Consider the following 18,682-nt stretch of genomic DNA (forward strand, 5'->3'; position numbering starts at 1 on the left):
ATTTCTGGCCGCCCATGGCGGCCAGAAACTGGATCTCCTTCTTTTTCTGGAATTGCCCGCCATGTCGCTCAGGACGCTTGCTGTAGCCCTGTCGTTATTGATTCTGGCCGCTTGCGACCGTACGCCCGAGAGCAGTGCGCCGTCGGCGCCGGCCAGTGCGGCGGCCGACGCCGCGCCCACGACGGCTGCTGGCGCTGCCCCGGCGCAGAAAGGTGCCCTGACGGCAGAAGAACGCGCCGAACTGGCACGCGTCTATGCCGGGCGCAAGCTGGAGGTGCTGGATATCTCTGAAATCCAGCAGGATGGCGGCGCAACGCTGTCGGTGACATTTTCCGTGCCGCTGGATCCGCAGCAGAAGCTGGCGAACTATCTGAGCGTCGTAGATCAGAACAGCGGCAAGGTCGATGGCGCCTGGAACCTTTCCCACAACCTGATGACGGCCACGCTGGGGCCTTTGGCGCCACGCCGTACCCTGGATGTCACGGTGGCGTCCGGGCTGTCCAGTCTGGGCGGGACGCGCCTGGAGCACGACAACACGCAGCAGATCAAGACGCGCGATGCCGACCCGGTAGTGGGGTTTGCTTCCAGCGGTTCGCTGTTGCCGACTGAGCTGGTCGATGGCTTGCCTGTGATGGCGCTGAACGTGGACAAGGTGAATGTCGATTTCTTCCGGGTTCATCCGGAAGACCTGGTGTCGGTGCTGGAGTATGGCGGTGTGCGCGGCGGCATGGATATCTGGGACGCGAATAGCCTGACCAAAAGTGCCGACCTGGTGTATTCGGGCCGCTTCGATCTGAATACCAAGCCCAATATTCGCGAAACCGTGTTGCTGCCGCTCGGCAATATCGAGCCGCTCAAGCAGCCTGGCGTCTATTTCGCCGTGATGCAGCAGGCGGGCAGCTATCAGTATTCCTTGCCGGTTACGCTGTTCAGCCTGAGTGATATCGGCCTGTCGGTGCGCCGCTACCAGGATCGTATGCTGGTGCTCACCCAGGCGCTGGCCGGCGGCAAAGCGCAATCGGGCGTGGATGTCTCGGTGCATGACAAGGATGGCAAGGTACTGGCCAGCGGCCGTACCGATAGTCATGGCATGCTGGAATTGCCGCAGAAAGAGGAAGCCCGCCTGGTCATGGCTCACCGTGACGGCCAGACCACTTTGCTGCGTCTGGCGACCTCCGTGCTGGATCTGTCCGAATTCAAGGTGCAGGGTCCGCCTGCCGGCAGCCTGAACTTCTTCATGTTCGGTCCGCGCGACCTGTATCGCCCTGGGGAGACGGTGCCGATCAATGCCTTGCTGCGCAATGCGGATGGCAAGCCGGTGCCAGCGCAACCGGTGGCGGTCGAAGTCATGCAGCCGGACGGCAATGTGCGCCTGCGCTTTACCTGGACCGCCGACAGCGGCGGTCTGTACCAGCGTGATCTGGCCTTGCCCTCGGATGTCCAGGCGGGCTTGTGGACGGTGCAGGCGCGTACCGGTAACGAGGAGCTGCATACCTACACCTTCCATGTCGAGGATTTCATGCCGGAGCGTATCAGCCTGGCCTTGGAAGAGCCGGCGGATCTCCTGCAGCCAGCCGATGAAGTCGATTTCGGCATCGAGGCGCGCTATCTGTATGGTGCGCCTGCTGGCGGCAATCGCCTGTCCGGGCAGATCTATGTAGCTCCCCTGCGCGAGGCCGTGGCGGCCTTGCCGGGGTATCACTTTGGCCGTGTTGATGAAACCGGCCTGACCCAGACGATCGAGCTGGAACCTTCGGTGCTGGACGATGATGGCACCTCTGTCATTTCCCAGCCCTCCCTGTGGCGCGAGGCCCGTTCGCCCTTGCAGGTGACCCTGCAGGCCAGCGTCCAGGAAACCGGCGGCCGCCCGGTGACGCGGCGTCAGTCGGTTGCAGTCTGGCCGGCGGATCAGCTGCCGGGCGTGCGGATCATCAATGCAGATAGTGATGACAGTGTGGACATGGACAGCCTGGCGGAGTTCAGCGTTGTCCTGGCTGACCGGGAGGGCAAGCGCCTGGCGGGCAAGGATCTGATCGTGCGTCTGGTGCGCGAGCGCCGGGACTACTACTGGACCTACGGCGGCAGCGATGGCTGGGGCTATCGCTATGACGAAAAACATTTTGTCGTTGATGAACGCAAGTTGGATGTGGCCGCAGGCCAGGCGGCCCAGATAGGCTTCCTGGTAGAGTGGGGGCCCTACCGGGTGGAAGTGGAAGACCCGGTGACGGGCCTGGTTTCCAGCGAACGTTTCTGGGCGGGCTACCGCTGGCAGGATACGGGCGAAGGCCTGGGGGTGGTGCGTCCCGACCAGGTGGCACTGACGCTGGACAAAGCCGCCTATCGCGCCGGTGAGGTGGCGAAGGTCACGGTGGCGCCACCCGTGGCCGGCAGCGGCTACCTGCTGGTGGAGTCGTCCGAAGGCCCGCTGTGGTGGCAGGCCATAGATGTACCGGCTGAAGGCAAGGTATTCGACATTCCCGTGGCACGTGAATGGGATCGCCATGATTTGTATATCAGTGCGCTGGTCGTGCGCCCTGGCGAACGGAAAACCCTGCAGACACCCAAGCGCGCCGTTGGGGTGTTGTATCTGCCGCTGTCGCGCGAAGACCGCAAGCTGAGCGTGACGCTGGACGCGCCGGCGCAGATGCGTCCCGAACGCACGCTGAGCACACGCGTGCAGGTCAAGGACGAACAGGGCAAGCCGGTCGCCAATACCCATGTGCTGCTGTCCGCCGTGGATGTGGGTATCCTCAATATCACCGAGTTCAAGACGCCGGATCCCTACACGGCATTCTTTGGCCGCAAGCGCTACGGTGTCGATCAGATGGATATCTATGGCCGTTTGATCGAAGGCGGTAATTTCCGTCAGGCCTCGCTGGCATTTGGCGGCGATGCCTCTTCCACGCCCGGCGGCCTGCCGCCTTTGACCACCGTCCGGCTGGTGTCGCTGCTGGCCGCGCCGGTCGTGACCAATGCCGAGGGTTATGTGGATGTCAATGTGGATGTCCCGGATTTCAATGGCGAATTGCGTGTCATGGCCCAGGTCTGGAACGACGCTTCCTATGGCTCGGGCGAGGCCGCAACGATTGTGTCCGCGCCTTTGGTGGCTGAACTGGCCGCGCCGCGTTTCCTGGCGGGCGGCGATCGCACGACACTGGCGCTGGATTTGCACAATCTGTCCGGCGCGGCCCAGGACCTGGATGTCAGCCTGACATTCACCGGTTCGCTGGCGGCAGATGCCGAACGTGCCAAGGGCACCCGGCTCAAGCTGGAAAATGGCGCCAAACGGACGCTGGATTTGCCTATCAAGGCCGTGGGTGGTTTCGGCCAGGGCACGATTACGGTCAAGGTCAGTGGCCTGAAACTACCGGATGCCGCCGACAGTACGCTGACGCGCGATTGGCAGATCGGCATCCGTCCGGCCGTGCCGGCGCAGACGCGCCGGTTCCGGACGGTGATTCCGGTCGCAGGCGAGGCCTGGACCTTGCCCGCTGATATGGAGGGTGGCTGGCAGGAGGGCGGCCTGCAGGCCGTGCTGGATATTTCCTCGCAGCCGCCATTGAACGTGGCCGAGCAGATCGGTGAGCTGATTGCCTATCCGTATGGATGCACCGAGCAGACGGTCAGCGGCTTGTATGCCTCGTTGTATCTCGATCAGGCTGCGCTCAAGCGCCTGGGGGTACAGGGCGAAGCAGACGAGCAGCGCCGCAAATCGGTGGATATCGGTATCCAGCGCCTGTTGTCCATGCAGCGGGCAGATGGATCGTTCGGCCTGTGGAGCGGGGAATCGCCGGAAGCGCATTGGGTGACGGTCTATGCGACCGACTTCCTGCTGCGCGCCAAGGCCCAGGGTCATGCGGTGCCGGCCGATGCGCTGGAGCAGGCGACCCGCAAACTGCAATCCTATCTGACGGATGGCAATGTCGGCCTGGATTTTGTTTCGGAACGACCCGCTCATGCCATCTTCGCCGTGCGCGCCTATGCCGGGTCGGTATTGGCACGCAGCAAGCAGGTGCCGCTGGCCGGGTTGCGCGCTTTGTTCGAGCGGCGGGATGTGTCCCTGTCGGGCCTGCCCCTGGCGCATCTGGGGCTGGCATTGATTGCCATGGGTGACGGCAAGCGCGGTGAAACCGCTTTGCGCGAAGCCCTGGGCAAGCAGCGTCCGGACAATTATTGGCTGAACGATTATGGCAGCCAGCTGCGCGATAGCGCCGCCATCCTGCAATTGATGCTGGAAGAAGATGCCTTGCCTGCAGAGCGCAATCAATTGTTGCTGTCGGTGGCGGAACTGATGCACGCCAAGCGCTGGCTTTCGACGCAGGAGCGTGCGGCGCTGCTGCTGGCAGCGGTGCGCCTGGATCAATCGGCCCAGCCGCGCTGGACGGCAACCTGGGAAGCGGGCAGCACCAGCGAGACGATTTCTTCGGATCGGGCGCGCGGCATCATGGTGCCGGCGGCCGATCTGGCTGGAAACTCGCTGACGCTGCGCAATGACGGGCAGACCGAGCTGTACGCCAGCCTGACGCTGCGTGGCTATCCGAACACGGTGCCGCAGGCGCAGAACAACGGGATCGCCATCCAGCGTCAGTACCTGGATATGGAAGGCCGGCCGATTAATCTGGCCAATGTACGCAGCGGGGAATTGATTCTGGTGTCTATCACCGTGCGTGCGGATGTTTACGTGCCTGATGCCCTGGTGGTGGATCTGCTGCCCGCCGGGCTGGAGCCGGAAAACCAGAATCTGGCGAACGCGTCCGCCAGTCTTGAACAGGCGGGCGGGCAGGTCAGTGATCTCTGGCAAGCAGCGATGCAGACGCGCATTACGCATCAGGAATACCGCGATGATCGCTATGTGGCTGCCTTGCCGCTGTTCCAGAACAGCAATACCAAGCTGCTGTATCTGGCGCGCGCGGTGACGCCGGGCACCTATCTGGTGCCGCCACCCTTTGTCGAGTCGATGTACACGCCTTCGCGCAATGGCCTGGGGGCAGCGCCGGGGCGTATGACCATCAAGCCCTGACCGGTTGGCATGGCATGAAGGCAGCAGCAGCCGGGGCGCTGGCGGATTGGCCGTCTGAGGGGCGGTGCGGCCGCCGCCGGTTTGGGCGGATGGCTGCACGGTGAAGCTTGCACTGACAGGCCGTTGGTGGCGTCGTGGTGGCTGGCTGGCGGCCGGCCTGCTGTTGGTGGCCGGCCTGCTCTGGCTGGCTGATCGCTGTTTCCCCTTGCCCTTGCCGTCGGCTGAAACGGCACGAGTGGTGCTGGCCGAGGATGGCACACCGCTTTGGCGCTTTGCCGATGCCGACGGGGTGTGGCGTTATGCCGCCACGCGGGAAGACATTTCTCCCTATTATGTCGAGGCCTTGCTGGCGTATGAAGACCGCTGGTTCTGGCAGCATCCTGGCATCAATCCGGTGGCATTGGGGCGCGCGGGCTGGTTGAATCTGCGGTATGGGCGGGTGGTGTCGGGCGGCAGCACGATTTCCATGCAAGTGGCGCGCTTGCTGGATCCGCATCCCCGTACCCTATCCGGAAAGCTGCGCCAGGTCTGGCGCACGCTACAGCTCGAGTGGCATTTTTCCAAGGAAGAGATTCTTGAGCTGTACCTGAACCGTGCGCCCTTTGGCGGCGTGCTGGAAGGGGTCGCGGCGGCCAGCTGGACGTATCTAGGCAAGTCCCCGGCGGATTTGAGCCGGGCCGAGGCCGCGCTGCTGGCCGTTTTGCCGCAGGCGCCCAGCCGCTTGCGGCCTGACCGCCATCCCGAGCTGGCAAGGCAGGCGCGCGACAAGGTTCTGCAACGCATGGCCGAGCAGGGCATCTGGAGCCAGGCCCAGGTCGATGAAGCGCTGGCAGAGCCCGTCTATCTGTTTTTCCTGCCCAGGCCTCAGGCGGCGCCACTGCTGGCACGCCGGCTCGTGCAGCAGCCGGGCGCCGCGCCGGTCATACGCACCACCATAGACGGCATGCTGCAATTGCGTATCGAGCAGGCCATGCAGCGCTGGAAGGCCTCGTTGCCGCCACGGGTGTCGGCGGCAGTGCTGGTGATCGAGCATGACACCATGGCCGTGCGTGCCTATGCAGGATCGGTGGATTTTCTGGATGTGGCGCGCAATGGCCAGGTGGATATGGTGACGGCGACGCGTTCACCGGGTTCGACCTTGAAACCCTTTTTGTTTTCGATGGCCCTGGATGAGGGCCTGATTCACTCGTCGTCCTTGCTGCAGGATGTACCGCGCCATTACGGCGAATATCGTCCGCAGAATTTTGCCGCGGATTTTTCCGGTCCCGTGTCGGCGGCAGAGGCCTTGTCGCGGTCACTGAATCTGCCATCGGTGCAGCTGCTGGAGGCTTACGGGCCGGCCCGTTTTGCCGGGGAGTTACGGGAAGCCGGGCTGCCTTTGCGTTTGCCGGCGCAGGCCGTGCCGAATCTGTCGCTGATTCTGGGCGGAGCGGGCAGTTCGTTGGAGCAGCTGGTGGCGGCGTACAGCATCTATGCCCGCGGTGGCCGCATGGCGGCGCCGCGCTTTGCTGCCGATGAGCCCTTGCGCGAACACCGCCTGGTATCGCCCGGCGCGGCCTGGATTACCCGGCAGGTACTGAGCGGCCGCCTGGCGCCGGATCAAGCGCCTGTCGATGCCAATGCCCTGGCCTGGAAAACCGGGACCAGTTACGGCTTTCGCGATGCCTGGGCTGTTGGCGTGGGGCCGCGCTATCTGATCGGCGTGTGGGTCGGGCGGCCGGATGGCGCCCCGGTGGCCGGGCAGTTCGGGCAGGCAGCGGCTGCGCCCCTGTTGTTCCAGGTACACCGGTTGGCGCATCGCGAGGGAGCGAGCCTGGCGCGCCAGATGGCGGCGGCCGCGCCGCCGGCCGTGGGGGTGGCGCGTATTTGCTGGCCCCTGGGGCAGCCCATGCCCGAAGGCAGCCCGGATTGCCGGCAGGTGCGGCAGGCCTGGGTGCTCGATGGTGTGACGCCGCCGACCTTGCTGGCTGGGGATCAGCGGCCGGGTACGGGCCTGCTGCTGGATTACTGGCTTGCGCCTTCAGGGCGGCGGGTGGCGGCAGATTGCCCGGGTGCGCAGCCTGCTCGCATGGTGGCCTGGCCCTTGCCGCTGGAGCCTTGGCTGCCGCGCCAGGAGCGCTTGCTGGCGCGCTTGCCCGCCGTGGATCAGGCCTGCCCGCCGCCGGCGCTGGAGACGGGGACGCCGCTGGTGATTCTGGGCGTGCGGGAGGGGGATCGCCTGCGTCGTCCCGCGCGCAGCCGCGCGCCCGTGACCTTGAACCTGAGCGTCCTGGGGGGCAGTGGCCAGCGCTGGTGGTATATGAACGGGAATCCGATGCCGGAACAGGAGCTTGCCGGGCTGCTGAAAGTGGTCCTGCAGCGGCCCGGCCGCTACCGGATCAGCCTGCTGGACGAGGCTGGGCAGACGGCTAGCGTGAGTTTCGAAGTTGTCGAGTAGCGGCGCTGGCCGTCAACGCTTGCTGACGGCCTGATGGGGGGCAGCGGGACGCGAGGCTGTCGGGATGGCAGGCCGGCCTGTCTGCCTGGGCAGGGCATTAGAAAATAGGAAAAGCGTCGTTCGATTTTTCGCGGGGTCTGGGTAGCATGGTGCTTCGCCTTGTTGCCCGGGATGGCCTTCCGGTGTGGCCTGGCTTTTCCGATTTTGTTGTGGAATAAGGTCTTACGCCGTTATGTCTATCATCGCGATAGCGGGCAGCCCCTCGGCCCGCTCACGTTCAAATGCCTTGTTGCGTTATACCGCGCAGGCGCTGGCGCAGCAGCATGGTGCTGTGGATAGCCTGAGCTTGCGCGACATCAGCGCGGAAGATCTCGTGCATGGGAATTATGCCGGGCAGGATGCACTCCGGTTACGCCAGCGCGTCGCGCCGGCCCGTGTCGTGCTGATCGCCACACCGGTTTACAAGGCGTCGTTCGCGGGCGGGCTCAAGGCCTTGCTGGATCTGCTGGACCAGACGGCGCTGGCGGGCAAGATTGTGCTGCCCCTGGCCACCGGCGGCAGCGCTGCGCACTTGCTGGCGCTGGAGTACAGCCTCAAGCCCGTGCTCTCCGCGCTCGGGGCGCGCCATATCCTGGCCGGGGTGTACGCGACCGAGGCCCAGGTGAAGGTGGATGAGCACGGCCAGGCGCAGTTCGATGACAGCATCCGGGAACGCCTGGATGCCGCTATCGCCGCTGTCAGCCAGCTGTTGCCGGCGCCGGAGCCACAGCCTTCCTACGATCTGGGGCACCTGGCGAGCCAGCTGCAGCTGGCAGTCTGAGTAGCTATAGATTTTCCCCCACCCATGCTGCATGGCAGTGCGCAGCATCCTGGCGCTTGCCGGCCGCAGGCGTTTGCCGTTCTTCCCGCAGGAGTGAAACCATGTCCGTGTCTTCCATCAATGCCCGTAATCAGTTCCGTGGCAAGGTCAAAGCCTTGATCCTTGGCCCGGTCGTATCCGAAGTGGAAATCGAAACGCCAGCCGGCATTGTCACCTCGGTGATCACGACCCGGTCTGTTCATGACCTGGGCCTGGAAATCGGTACCGATGTGCTGGCCTTTGTCAAAGCCACCGAGGTGTCGGTCGCCAAGCTGTAAGTCAGGCCTATTTTCTGCCTGCCCCGGCCCGCGTGCTTTGCGGGCCGGTTTTTGTTCTATGCTGGGGGCAGGAATGAGGTTCAGACCAATTGCCTGAGCAGCAGACGGAAGGACTGAGGGTTTTCCCTCGGTTCATGGAAAAGTGCAATGATTGTCCGGAATATTGCATTCCAGCGGCATCATTAACATATTTATAATCTCCTCGTAATCTGCCAGGGATACCTGTTTGATAGCGGCAACCAGCTGTCATATAAAGGTTTTCCATATTCCTGGCTTGCCTGGCCGCCCATTTTCCACAGCGGCCATTTATACGGAGACAGATATGGAAAACACAATTTCCAATCCGATGCTGGAGAAGGTCAAGGCGCTGCTGCCGGAGATCGCTTCGCGTGCGGCCCAGGCTGAACATGACCGTCAGGTACCGGCTGAAAACATTGCGCTGCTCAAGGGCATCGGCCTGAACCGCGCTTTCTTGCCCAAGGCCTACGGTGGCCTGGAAATGTCCTTGCCGGATTTCGCCCAGTGCATCGTGACCCTGGCCGGCGCTTGCGCCAGCACCGCCTGGGCGTTCAGCCTGCTGTGCACCCACAATCACCAGCTGGCCATGTTCCCCAAGCAGCTGCAGGACGAAGTCTGGGGCGAAAACCCTGACGCGACGGCCAGCAGCAGCATTGCGCCCTTTGGCAAGATCGAAGAAGTCGAAGGCGGCGTGCTGTTCAGCGGTCGCATGGGCTGGAGCAGCGGCTGTGATCACGCCGAATGGGCCATCATGGGCTTCCATCGCTTGAACGAAGCCGGCGAAAAAATCTACTGTTTCGCCGTGTTGCCGCGCAAGGATTATGAAATCCTGGACGACTGGTACGCCATCGGCATGCGTGGCAGCGGCTCCAAGACCCTGGTGGTGGACAAGGCCTTCGTGCCCAATCATCGTATCCAGGCAGCCAAGGACATGATGGAAGGCAAGTCTGCCGGTTTCGGTCTGTACCCGGACAGCAAGATTTTCTATACGCCGTATCGTCCGTACTTCGCCAGCGGCTTTTCCGCCATCAGCCTGGGCGTGGCCGAGCGTATGCTGGAAGCCTTCAAGGAAAAGACCAAGACCCGCGTGCGTGCCTATACTGGCGCGACGGTGGGCAATTCCGTGCCGGCCCTGATGCGCCTGGCCGAATCGACCCATCAGGTGGCTGCGGCGCGCGCGCTGCTGGAAAAGACCTGGGAAGAGCACCGCGAGCACGGCGCTGCCAAGCGCTACCCGACGCGTGAAACGCTGACGTTCTGGCGTACCAATCAGGCCTATGCGGTGAAGATGTGCATTGAAGCCGTGGATCGCCTGTTCGCGGCGGCTGGTGGCGGTGCCTGGTTCGAAACCAATGAGATGCAGCGTCTGTTCCGTGACAGCCACATGACGGGTGCTCACGCTTACACCGACTACGATGTCTGCGCTCAGATTCTGGGCCGTGAATTGATGGGCCTGGATCCCGATCCTACCCTGACCTGATGTGATGTACCGCGCCGCGGCCGGCCTGGCCGTGCTGCCGCCGCCAGGCGGCGTGTGACAGGCCGGTGGTTGGCGCACCAGGACTGCCTGCTTGCCGCAGGCAGTCGTTTTCCATCTTGGAGGCGCAGCCGCAACGGGCGCCGCATGCCATGGATGGCAAGGAGACGATATGACACAAGCCACTCAGACGGGCACTTCGGTTGACCCGCGAGTCCTGCGCCGCGCGCTGGGCAACTTTGCCACGGGCGTGACGATAGTCACGGCCACTTCGCCCGCCGGCGAACGCACGGGCGTGACCGCCAACAGCTTCAACTCGGTGTCGCTGGACCCGCCCCTGGTGCTGTGGAGCCTGGACAAGCGTTCGGGCAGCTGCGCGGTGTTCGAGCAGGCCAGTCATTTCGCCGTCAATATCCTGGCGTCGGACCAGATCCCGCTGTCGAATCAGTTTGCCCGTCCCAATACGGATAAATTCGCTGGCGTGGCGCTGCGCGAAGGCCATGGCGGCAGTTTGTTGCTGGAGGGTTGCGCCGCCAGTTTCCAGTGCGAAAAGCATCAGGTTGTTGATGCCGGCGACCACTGGATTCTGATTGGCCGCGTGCTGGAATTCGAAGATGGCGGCCAGGCGCCGCTGCTCTATCACCAGGGCGCTTATTCCATGGTGTTGCCGCACCCGCACGGCGCGCGTGGCGAGAACGCCGCGCCGCAGTTGCCCAGCGGCTATCAGTCACGCCTGCGTGACAACTACTATTACCTGATGACCCAGGCCGTGCGTCGCTATCAGGAAGATTATCAACCGGAACAGCTCAAGACCGGCTGGCGTGCTGGCGAAGCCCGCCTGCTGATGGTGCTGGATCCGGCTCAGCCCTTGAGCCTGGGCGCACTGGTACGCGAAGCCGATATGCCGGCGCGCGAGATCGACGGCGCCCTGGCCTTGTTGCGCGAGCGTGGCCTGGTGCAGGATGCTGCGGACGGCGTGTTGCTGACGGAGGCCGGTGCGGCCGAAGCCAAGGCGGTCTGGGAAGTGGCTCAGGCGCAGCAGGAGCGGGTATTCGGCCGTTTCAGCCCGGCGCAAATGCATGCGTTCCGCACGGTGCTGGCTGCGGTTATCGACTCCCAGCCTCAGTCCTGAATGCGCCTGGCGGCTGGCCCGCCAGACGATGGAAAAAACGGCTGAAATACGCAGGATCCTTGAAGCCCAGCAAATGGGCGATTTCGGCCACCGGATGATTGGTGAAAATCAGCAGCCGTTTGGATTCCTGCAGCAGCCTTTCATTGGCCAACTGCTTGGATGAGTAGCCGGCCACGCGCCGGCAGGTTTCATTCAGGCGCAGGTCGCTGACATTGAGCAATTCGCAGTAGCGCGCAATCGGCCAGTGTTGCAGGAAATGCTCTTCCAGCAAGGTGTTGAAGGCGCGAAACAAGGCCAGGTCGTCTTTGCGCGCCGGCGGTGCAGGCATGGACGCCGGCGCCAGCCGCAACAGGCTGATGAAGGTCAGCTGCGCCAGCAGGCGCAGGGCCTGGGCGCGTGCCGGATGGCGCGCCTGGAACTCCACGCGCAGACGTTCGAACAGCTGGGTCAGCCCGTGGATTTCTTCGCGGTGGCGTGCATCCAGCGCGTCTATGGACAGGCAGATGGGGGCGATGGATTGACCATGCACCAGGCCGGGCTCCGCGTTCAGCAAATCGGTAATGATAGGTTGCCGGACGGTCAGGACATGGCCGCTGGCATGGTCTTCAGTGACGAAGGCATGGGCGAAGGCGGGCGGCGTCAGGAAAATCATCGGCCCGTCCAGGCGGTACAGGCTTTCATCCATATGGACGCGTACCGCACCGCTGGCTACGTAATGCACCTGGAAATAGCGGTCATGCCGGTGGACAGACATACTGCGGCCCAGCCGGTTGGCCAGGGTATCCAGTTCGGCGTAATGGACATCCGCCTCAGCATGTTCGGCCCCGGCCAAGTGGCCGATGCCGAGATTGGGGATGGGTTGTCCGGTCGGGATATTCATGCGGCGAACGCTGCCGGAATCCGGCGGGCCATGCATGCCCGGTGCGGCCGGCATAGACGCTTCACGGTTTGATTTGCTTGAGTTCGTCGAGCAGGTTCAGCAACTGGTCCAGTTTGTCTTTGCCGAATTGCTGTTGCAGCCTTTTGTGGTTTTGCTCGACCTCCTGCGTCATGCGCTGGTAGATGTTGCTGCCGTTGTCCGTGATGCTGACATAAATGCGTCGCTGGTCGTGCTCGGCCTTGCGTTTGCTGACCAGGCCATCGCGCTCCATGCGGTTCAGGATGCCGGTCATGCTGGGCTTGAGAATACAGACCAGGTCGGCCAGCTGGTGGCTTTCCATATCGCCGTGCTGTTCCAGCGTGCGCAGGATGCGCCATTGCTGTTCGGTGAGGTTGTGCCGGTTGAGCGAGGGCCGGAAAAACTGCATGGATGCTTCACGGGCCTGCAGCAATGAGAGGGTAAGAAACGGACGGGTGATGATAGACATGGGAGATCAGCGGAAGGGGCGCCCCTGCCGGAAGGCAGGCGGATGTGACCGGCCCGGGCACTGTTGCGCGGACCGGTGCTGGCCCGTGGTGGGGACAGTCTCCTGGGCACCGTGATACCGCCTGGCCATATGGTTTTCGCAGAATGCGTTTCTGTCAGCCAGGTGCGGCGGTGAATATCCGATTATGACGGATTTTGCGCCGGCGTAGGGAAGAGTTCCCGCTGGTTTTCAGGCCCGTCCCGTCGTCTGGCGGATGCGGTCCAGCGCGTTGACGTCGTCCGAGTTGTGCAGGTGAGGGACAGTCCAGCCATGCTGGTCGTATTCGGACAGGCATTGATCCACCAGATCGACCATGGTGGCCAGTTTGCCCGAGTTCTTGGCATATCCCAGCGTCTGCAGGCGGATATCGTCCTGGTTGCCGGCGTAGTTGATCTCGTACAGTTCGTGGCGGCCGCCGAACTCGCTGCCAATGGCATCCCACATCAGCTTGAGGATCTTGATGCGTTGCACGTGATCCATGCCGCCCGAGCCACGGCAATACACCGACAGATATTTGTCCAGTTCCGGGTTGGCCAGGTCACGGGCACCTGAAGGCAGGTAGATCAGCCCGCTGGCGACCGTCTGCTCGATGATTTTCTTGATGGCCGGGTAGGCGGTCGGCGCCATGACGCGGTAGGTCTGCATGGCCTGGTTGCTGGGCAGCAGGGCAGGGGTGCTCCAGTTGTCCTGGCGCTCGGCTGCGCCATGCATGGCGTCGGTCAGCGACCAGAACAGATTGCGCCAGGAGATGACTTCACCGACCTGGGCCGCGACGCCGCGAAACTCCAGCGTGCCGGTGCATTCCAGCGCCTTGACCAGCAGTCCGCTGATGAAGTCCAGCTTCACGGCTAGCCGGGTGCAGCCCTGCATGGGATAGATGCGGCCAAAGCCACCCTGGCTGGCAAAACTGCGGCAGCGTTCATAGTCGCGGTGCACCAGGACATCTTCCCAGGGGACAAAGACGTGGTCGAGGATCAGGATGGCGTCGTTCTCGTCGAAGCGGCTCGACAGCGGGTACTCGAATGCGCCGCCGGTCAGTCCGGCCTGCAGTTCGTAGGACGGGCGGCAGATCAGCTTGACGCCTTTGGCGTTCATTGGTGCCAGGAACATGACGGCGAAATCGGTGTTGTCGCCCATGACTTGCGCCGAACCGAAGCCGATGAAGTTGTAGTGCGTGAGTGCGGAATTGGTGGCAACGACTTTGGCACCACTGACCACGATACCTTTGTCATTTTCTTCCACGATACGCATGAAGACATCGCTGACCTGATCGCTGGGCAGGTTGCGGTCTATGGGCGGATTGACGATGGCGTGGTTGAGATACAGCACGGATTCCTGGATGCGGCGGTACCAGTGGCGTGCGTTATCGGCAAAGCGGCCGTAGAACTCGGGATTGGCGCCCAGTGCCTGGCCGAAGGCGGCCTTGTAGTCTGGGGTGCGGCCCATCCAGCCATAGGACAGGCGCGACCAGGCGGCGATGGCATCGCGCTGCGCGCGCAGCTCATCCTGGGTGCGCGGGATGGTGAAGAACTTGTGGGTATAGCCGCCGTTGCCGGTATCGGTTGGCCAGCACAGTTCGTCTTTGGTGGCGGGATCGTGCAGGGCGTCATACAGGCGTGCCACCGAAGCGGCAGCGTTGCGGAATGCCGGATGGGTGGTGACATCTTCGACGCGATCACCGTAAATGTAGATGTCGCGGCCGTCGCGCAGGCTGGCGAGGTATTCTGCGCCGGTCAGCGGGCGCTGGGCATTGCTGCGGTAGCTTTCGGGATACATGCTGGGTGTCTCCATTCCTGTATGGGGGTGTCTTAGGCATGGCCGGGCGCCGGAGGGGGCAGGCCAGGGCGCAGGCAACCAGGCCCAGGGCCACAGAGCCTGCCGGCGCCAGGCGGGCAGCCTGGGCAAGCCATGCATGGAACCGACATGGTAGGAACACTGCCGCCGCAGTGGAATGCAGCTTTCGTCGTTAAGCTTGGATTTTTCGCAAGGTATCGGGCGTGGCACCCAGCTGCCGGTAGCGCACCGGCGGCATGCCGGTACGCAGGCTGAAAAAGCGCGAAAAATAGGCCGGGTCCTGGAATCCCAGCGCAAAACAAATCTGGCTGACAGACTGATGGCTGTGCAGCAGCAGCCGCTTGGCTTCCTGCAACTGACGTTCAGCGATGATCTGCTTGGATGACATATCTGCCAGGCGGCGGCAGATCAGGTTCAGCCGTGCCGTGGTGAGCCCCAGTTGTTCGGCATAGCGTTGCAGCGGCCAGTTATCCACGCAGTGCGCCACGACCAGTTGATTGAACCGATGGAATAGCTGCAGTTCGGTGGGCGCGACCGGCCGTCGCGCAGGCGCAGCAGCCCCGAGCCGCAGCAGCGTGGCGATGATCAGGCGCAGCAAGGCCATCAGGTTGCCGTCCCGTCCCGGATGCACGGCATGAAATTCGGCCTGGGTTTGATGGAACAGGCGTAGCAGGGCATGCCCCGTATCGTGTTCGTGGGCCTGATGCGGCGCCAGATCGACACATAAAGGCTGGCCCAGGGCCAGGCTGAGTTCCGCTTCGCCCTGAAACAGCGGCCAGACACGCTGCTGCAGAATCGTCAGGGTAATGCCTTCGCTATCGGCATCCGTGACGAAGGCATGGGGAATGCCCGGTGGCGTGAAGAAGCAGACGGGGCCGGGCAGGCGGTACTGCTGGTCATCCAGGTAGAGGTGAACCTGGCCGTTGAAAATGCAGTGAATCTGGAAAAAGCGGTCATGCCGGTGCACCGGTACGCTGCGTCCGAAGTAGGCGCTGAGCCGTCCGTGCGCGTCGCAGTGAAAGTCGGCGTCGGCATAACGCTGGTCATGGACGGGGCTCAGGTCCAGGAAAGGAATGGACGCGGTTTTCCAGGGAGTGCTCGTCAATGAGGGAATTGCCTAAATCTTGGGTCAATCGGAGTGCTTGCCATGTGGCCATCTGGCCATCTGGCCGTGCGGCCGGCCGGATGCGGCGGCTGGCCCATGGCGCAGGCAGGAATGCTGCGCCATGGGCCGGGCATGGCATGGTGGGCCTGGGGCTCAGGCGCCGATGCCGCCCATGCAGACGTACTTCAGTTCGAGGTAGTCTTCGATGCCGTACTTCGAGCCTTCACGGCCCATGCCCGATTCCTTGATGCCGCCGAAGGGCGCGATCTCGGTGGAGATGATGCCTTCGTTGACACCCACCATGCCGTATTCCAGCGCTTCGCTGACGCGCCAGGCGCGGCCCAGGTCGCGGGTGAAGAGGTAGGAGGCCAGGCCGAATTCGGTATCGTTGGCCATGTGAATGGCCTCGGCTTCGGTGCTGAAACGGAAGATCGGCGCCAGCGGGCCGAAGGTTTCGTCGCGCGCGACCAGCATGTCGGGCGTGACATCGCCCAGCACGGTCGGCTCGAAGAAGGTGCCGCCCAGCGCATGCGGCTTGCCGCCGGCCAGGACACGGGCGCCCTTGCTGATGGCGTCGGCAATGTGCTCTTCCACCTTGACGACGGCCTTGGCGTTGATCAGCGGGCCTTGTTCGGCGCCGGCTTCCTGGGCCGGAGCCACTTTGAGCGCGTTGACGGCTTCGGTCAGCTTGGCTGCGAAGGCGTCATAGACGCCGTCCTGCACCAGCACGCGGTTGGTGCAGACGCAGGTCTGGCCGCTGTTGCGGAATTTGGACGCGATCACGCCCTGGATGGCGGCATCGAGGTCGGCGTCGTCAAACACGATGAACGGCGCATTGCCGCCCAGTTCCATGCTGACCTTCTTCATGGTGTCGGCGCTTTGCGCCATCAGCAGCTTGCCGATGCCGGTGGAGCCGGTGAAGGACAGCTTGCGCACGATCGGGCTGCGCGTCAGTGCGCCGCCGATGGCGCGGGCATCACCCGTCACCACGTTTACCACACCGGCCGGGATGCCGGCACGTGCCGCCAGTTCCGCCAGGGCCAGCGCGGACAGCGGCGTTTCGGAAGCCGGCTTGATCACGACCGTGCAACCGGCTGCCAGGGCAGGCCCGGCCTTGCGGGTAATCATGGCGTTGGGGAAGTTCCACGGCGTGATGGCCGCGACTACGCCGATGGGCTGTTTGACGACCAGCAAGCGGCGGCCGGAGCGGTCTTGCGGGATGATGTCGCCATAGATGCGCTTGGCTTCCTCGGCAAACCATTCGATGAAGCTGGCGCCATAGGCGATTTCGCCACGGCTTTCCGCCAGCGGCTTGCCTTGTTCCAGGCTCAGCAGGCGGGCCAGGTCTTCCTGGTTTTCCATCATCAGTTCGAACCAGCGGCGCAGCAGCGCGGAGCGCTGCTTGGCCGTCAGCGCGCGCCAGGCAGGCAGCGCCTGCTCGGCAGCCTGGATGGCGCGGTCGGTTTCGGCTTCGCCCAGCGACGGCACGTTGGTGATCAGGCTGAGGTCGGCCGGGTTGGTGACCGGGAAGGTCTTGCCGCTATCGGCATCGACCCATTGGCCGCCGATATAGGCTTGGGTGCGCAGCAGGCGATTGTCGTTCAGCGCGAGTGAGGCGGGAATGTGTTGGGTGCTCATGGTCAGATCCTGATCTCAGTGCCGGATGATGACGGACTTCAGTTCCGTGTAGTCGTCGATGAAAGCCGAGCCGAATTCGCGGCCCAGGCCGGACTGCTTGGCGCCGCCGAACGGCACGGCGGGGTCCAGCAGCGTATGCATGTTGACCCAGACCGTGCCGGCCTGGATGCGCGGCACATAATTCAGGGCCTTGCCCAGATCGTTGGTCCAGAGGCTGGCCGACAGACCGTAGGGCGTGTCATTGAAGAGGCTCAAGAGTTCTTCTTCGTCATCATAGGGCAGGAAGGTCGCCACGGGGCCGAAGGTTTCTTCATTGAGCAGCGCCGCCTTGGCATCCTTGGCCAGCAGCACGGTGGGTTCGACGAAGTAGCCCGGGCCATCGACCGGCTTGGCGCCGTGAACGATGGTGCAGCCTTCGGCGCGAGCCTGCGAGAACAGCGACAGCAGTTTGTCGAAGTGCGGCTTGTTGGACAGCGGGCCGAATTGCGAGGCGTCATCCAGCGGGTCGCCGATGCGCAGGGTGCTCAGGGTGGCGGAGAGCTTCTCCAGGATTTCATCCTGGCGCGAACGGTGCACGAAGAAGCGCTCGCCCGCGGCGCAGATCTGGCCCTGGTGCAGGAAGCCTGCTTCCATGATGCCGGCCACGGCCTTGTCGGCCTCGACATCCTTGAGGAAACCGACCGAATTCTTGCCACCCAGCTCCAGCGTGAAGCGGGTCAGCTTGGCTCCCAGTGCGGTGCGGCCCACGGCGATGCCGGTAGGCACGGAGCCGGTGAAGCTGACCTTGGCCGTGCCGTCATGCTCGATGAGCTGGCGGCCGACATCGCCACCGCCGTTGAGCACGTTCAGCACGCCGTCCGGCAGGCCGGCCTCGCGCGCCAGTTCGGCCACGCGCAGCAGCGTGAGCGGCGTGAATTCGCTGGGCTTGATGATGCTGGTGCAACCCGTGGCCAGGGCCGAGCCGAACTTCCAGACGGCGATCATGATGGAGAAATTCCAGGGCACGATGCCGGCCACGACGCCCAGGGGCTCGCGGCGTGTGAAGGCGGTGTAGCGCTCGCCGTTGAAGGAAGGCAGCGACGGGTTGATGGTTTCGCCGGTGATGCGCGTGGCGGCGCCGGCGTAGTGGCGCAGGAAGGCGGCGGCCTGGCCGACTTCGAAGGCACGCGAAATATTGATCAGCTTGCCCGATTGCAGGGTTTCCAGCTGGGCCAGCTCTTCGGTGTGTTCCAGCAGTTTGTCGGCGATGCGCAGCAGCAGTTCGCCACGTTGTGCCGGGGTGGTGTTGGCCCAGGCGCCGCGGAAGGCACGCTGCGACGATGCCACGGCGGCGTCGATGTCCGCTTGCGTGGCGCTGGCGATGCTGGCGACGGCCTGGCCGTTGGCCGGGTTGATGACGGCAATGCGCGCGCCGTTGCTGGCAGCAGCCTGGCCGTCGATGAAATGGCCATGCTGGCGGGCCAGAAAGGCTTCGACTTCGGGGAGCAGAGTAACTTGGCTCATGGGGAATGACTCCTT

The 18,682-nt window shown here is 63.6% G+C and carries 12 protein-coding genes; 6 read left to right on the plus strand and 6 right to left on the minus strand.

The features are described 5' to 3' along the window. Positions 1-61: 61 nt before the first annotated feature. From ACNA1V_RS07695 to ACNA1V_RS07720, 6 genes are all read left to right on the plus strand, one after another. Positions 62-5,020 (plus strand): alpha-2-macroglobulin family protein, encoded by a 4,959-nt coding sequence (locus tag ACNA1V_RS07695; RefSeq protein ID WP_415833009.1) that lies wholly within the window; start codon positions 62-64, stop codon positions 5,018-5,020. A gap of 100 nt (positions 5,021-5,120) precedes the next feature. Next, positions 5,121-7,457, plus strand: coding sequence for a peptidoglycan glycosyltransferase PbpC (gene pbpC / locus ACNA1V_RS07700; RefSeq protein WP_415833010.1), 2,337 nt, complete (start codon positions 5,121-5,123; stop codon positions 7,455-7,457). 232 nt (positions 7,458-7,689) lie between these two features. Then, positions 7,690-8,277, plus strand: a complete 588-nt coding sequence (gene ssuE, locus ACNA1V_RS07705) for an NADPH-dependent FMN reductase (protein WP_415833011.1) — start codon at positions 7,690-7,692, stop codon at positions 8,275-8,277. 101 nt (positions 8,278-8,378) lie between these two features. Continuing rightward, positions 8,379-8,594, plus strand: a complete 216-nt coding sequence (locus tag ACNA1V_RS07710; RefSeq protein WP_415833012.1) for a TOBE domain-containing protein — start codon at positions 8,379-8,381, stop codon at positions 8,592-8,594. A gap of 322 nt (positions 8,595-8,916) precedes the next feature. Beyond that, positions 8,917-10,092 carry a p-hydroxyphenylacetate 3-hydroxylase oxygenase component gene (locus ACNA1V_RS07715; RefSeq protein ID WP_415833013.1) on the plus strand — a complete coding sequence of 392 codons (1,176 nt, stop codon included), beginning with the start codon at positions 8,917-8,919 and terminating at the stop codon, positions 10,090-10,092. Positions 10,093-10,261: 169 nt separating this feature from the next. Further along, positions 10,262-11,221 (plus strand): p-hydroxyphenylacetate 3-hydroxylase reductase component, encoded by a 960-nt coding sequence (locus tag ACNA1V_RS07720; protein ID WP_415833014.1) that lies wholly within the window; start codon positions 10,262-10,264, stop codon positions 11,219-11,221. Here the strand turns inward: ACNA1V_RS07720 and hpaA (ACNA1V_RS07725) are convergent. The 6 genes from hpaA (ACNA1V_RS07725) to ACNA1V_RS07750 all read right to left on the minus strand — a co-directional run bounded on the left by hpaA (ACNA1V_RS07725) (position 11,196) and on the right by ACNA1V_RS07750 (position 18,667). After that, positions 11,196-12,101 carry a 4-hydroxyphenylacetate catabolism regulatory protein HpaA gene (hpaA, locus tag ACNA1V_RS07725; protein WP_415833015.1) on the minus strand — a complete coding sequence of 302 codons (906 nt, stop codon included), beginning with the start codon at positions 12,099-12,101 and terminating at the stop codon, positions 11,196-11,198. The two genes, ACNA1V_RS07720 and hpaA (ACNA1V_RS07725), sit on opposite strands and share 26 nt — an antisense overlap. Before the next feature lie 61 nt (positions 12,102-12,162). Beyond that, positions 12,163-12,588: a homoprotocatechuate degradation operon regulator HpaR gene (gene hpaR / locus ACNA1V_RS07730; protein WP_415833016.1), complete on the minus strand. Its 426-nt coding sequence runs from the start codon at positions 12,586-12,588 to the stop codon at positions 12,163-12,165. Between the two features lie 228 nt (positions 12,589-12,816). Beyond that, the gene (gene hpaB, locus ACNA1V_RS07735) at positions 12,817-14,403 is read right to left on the minus strand and encodes a 4-hydroxyphenylacetate 3-monooxygenase, oxygenase component (protein WP_415833017.1); all 1,587 of its coding nucleotides are present in this window, start codon (positions 14,401-14,403) and stop codon (positions 12,817-12,819) included. Between the two features lie 190 nt (positions 14,404-14,593). Then, positions 14,594-15,526, minus strand: coding sequence for a 4-hydroxyphenylacetate catabolism regulatory protein HpaA (gene hpaA, locus ACNA1V_RS07740; RefSeq protein WP_415833018.1), 933 nt, complete (start codon positions 15,524-15,526; stop codon positions 14,594-14,596). A 153-nt stretch (positions 15,527-15,679) separates the two neighbouring features. Continuing rightward, entirely contained in the window at positions 15,680-17,164 is a 1,485-nt protein-coding gene (gene gabD / locus ACNA1V_RS07745) for an NADP-dependent succinate-semialdehyde dehydrogenase (protein ID WP_415833019.1), read from the minus strand. A 15-nt stretch (positions 17,165-17,179) separates the two neighbouring features. Next, positions 17,180-18,667 (minus strand): aldehyde dehydrogenase family protein, encoded by a 1,488-nt coding sequence (locus ACNA1V_RS07750; protein ID WP_415833020.1) that lies wholly within the window; start codon positions 18,665-18,667, stop codon positions 17,180-17,182. Between the last annotated feature and the right edge of the window lie 15 nt (positions 18,668-18,682).

The sequence above is a fragment of the Kerstersia similis genome (assembly GCF_965139615.1).
Lineage (GTDB): Bacteria > Pseudomonadota > Gammaproteobacteria > Burkholderiales > Burkholderiaceae_B > Kerstersia > Kerstersia similis.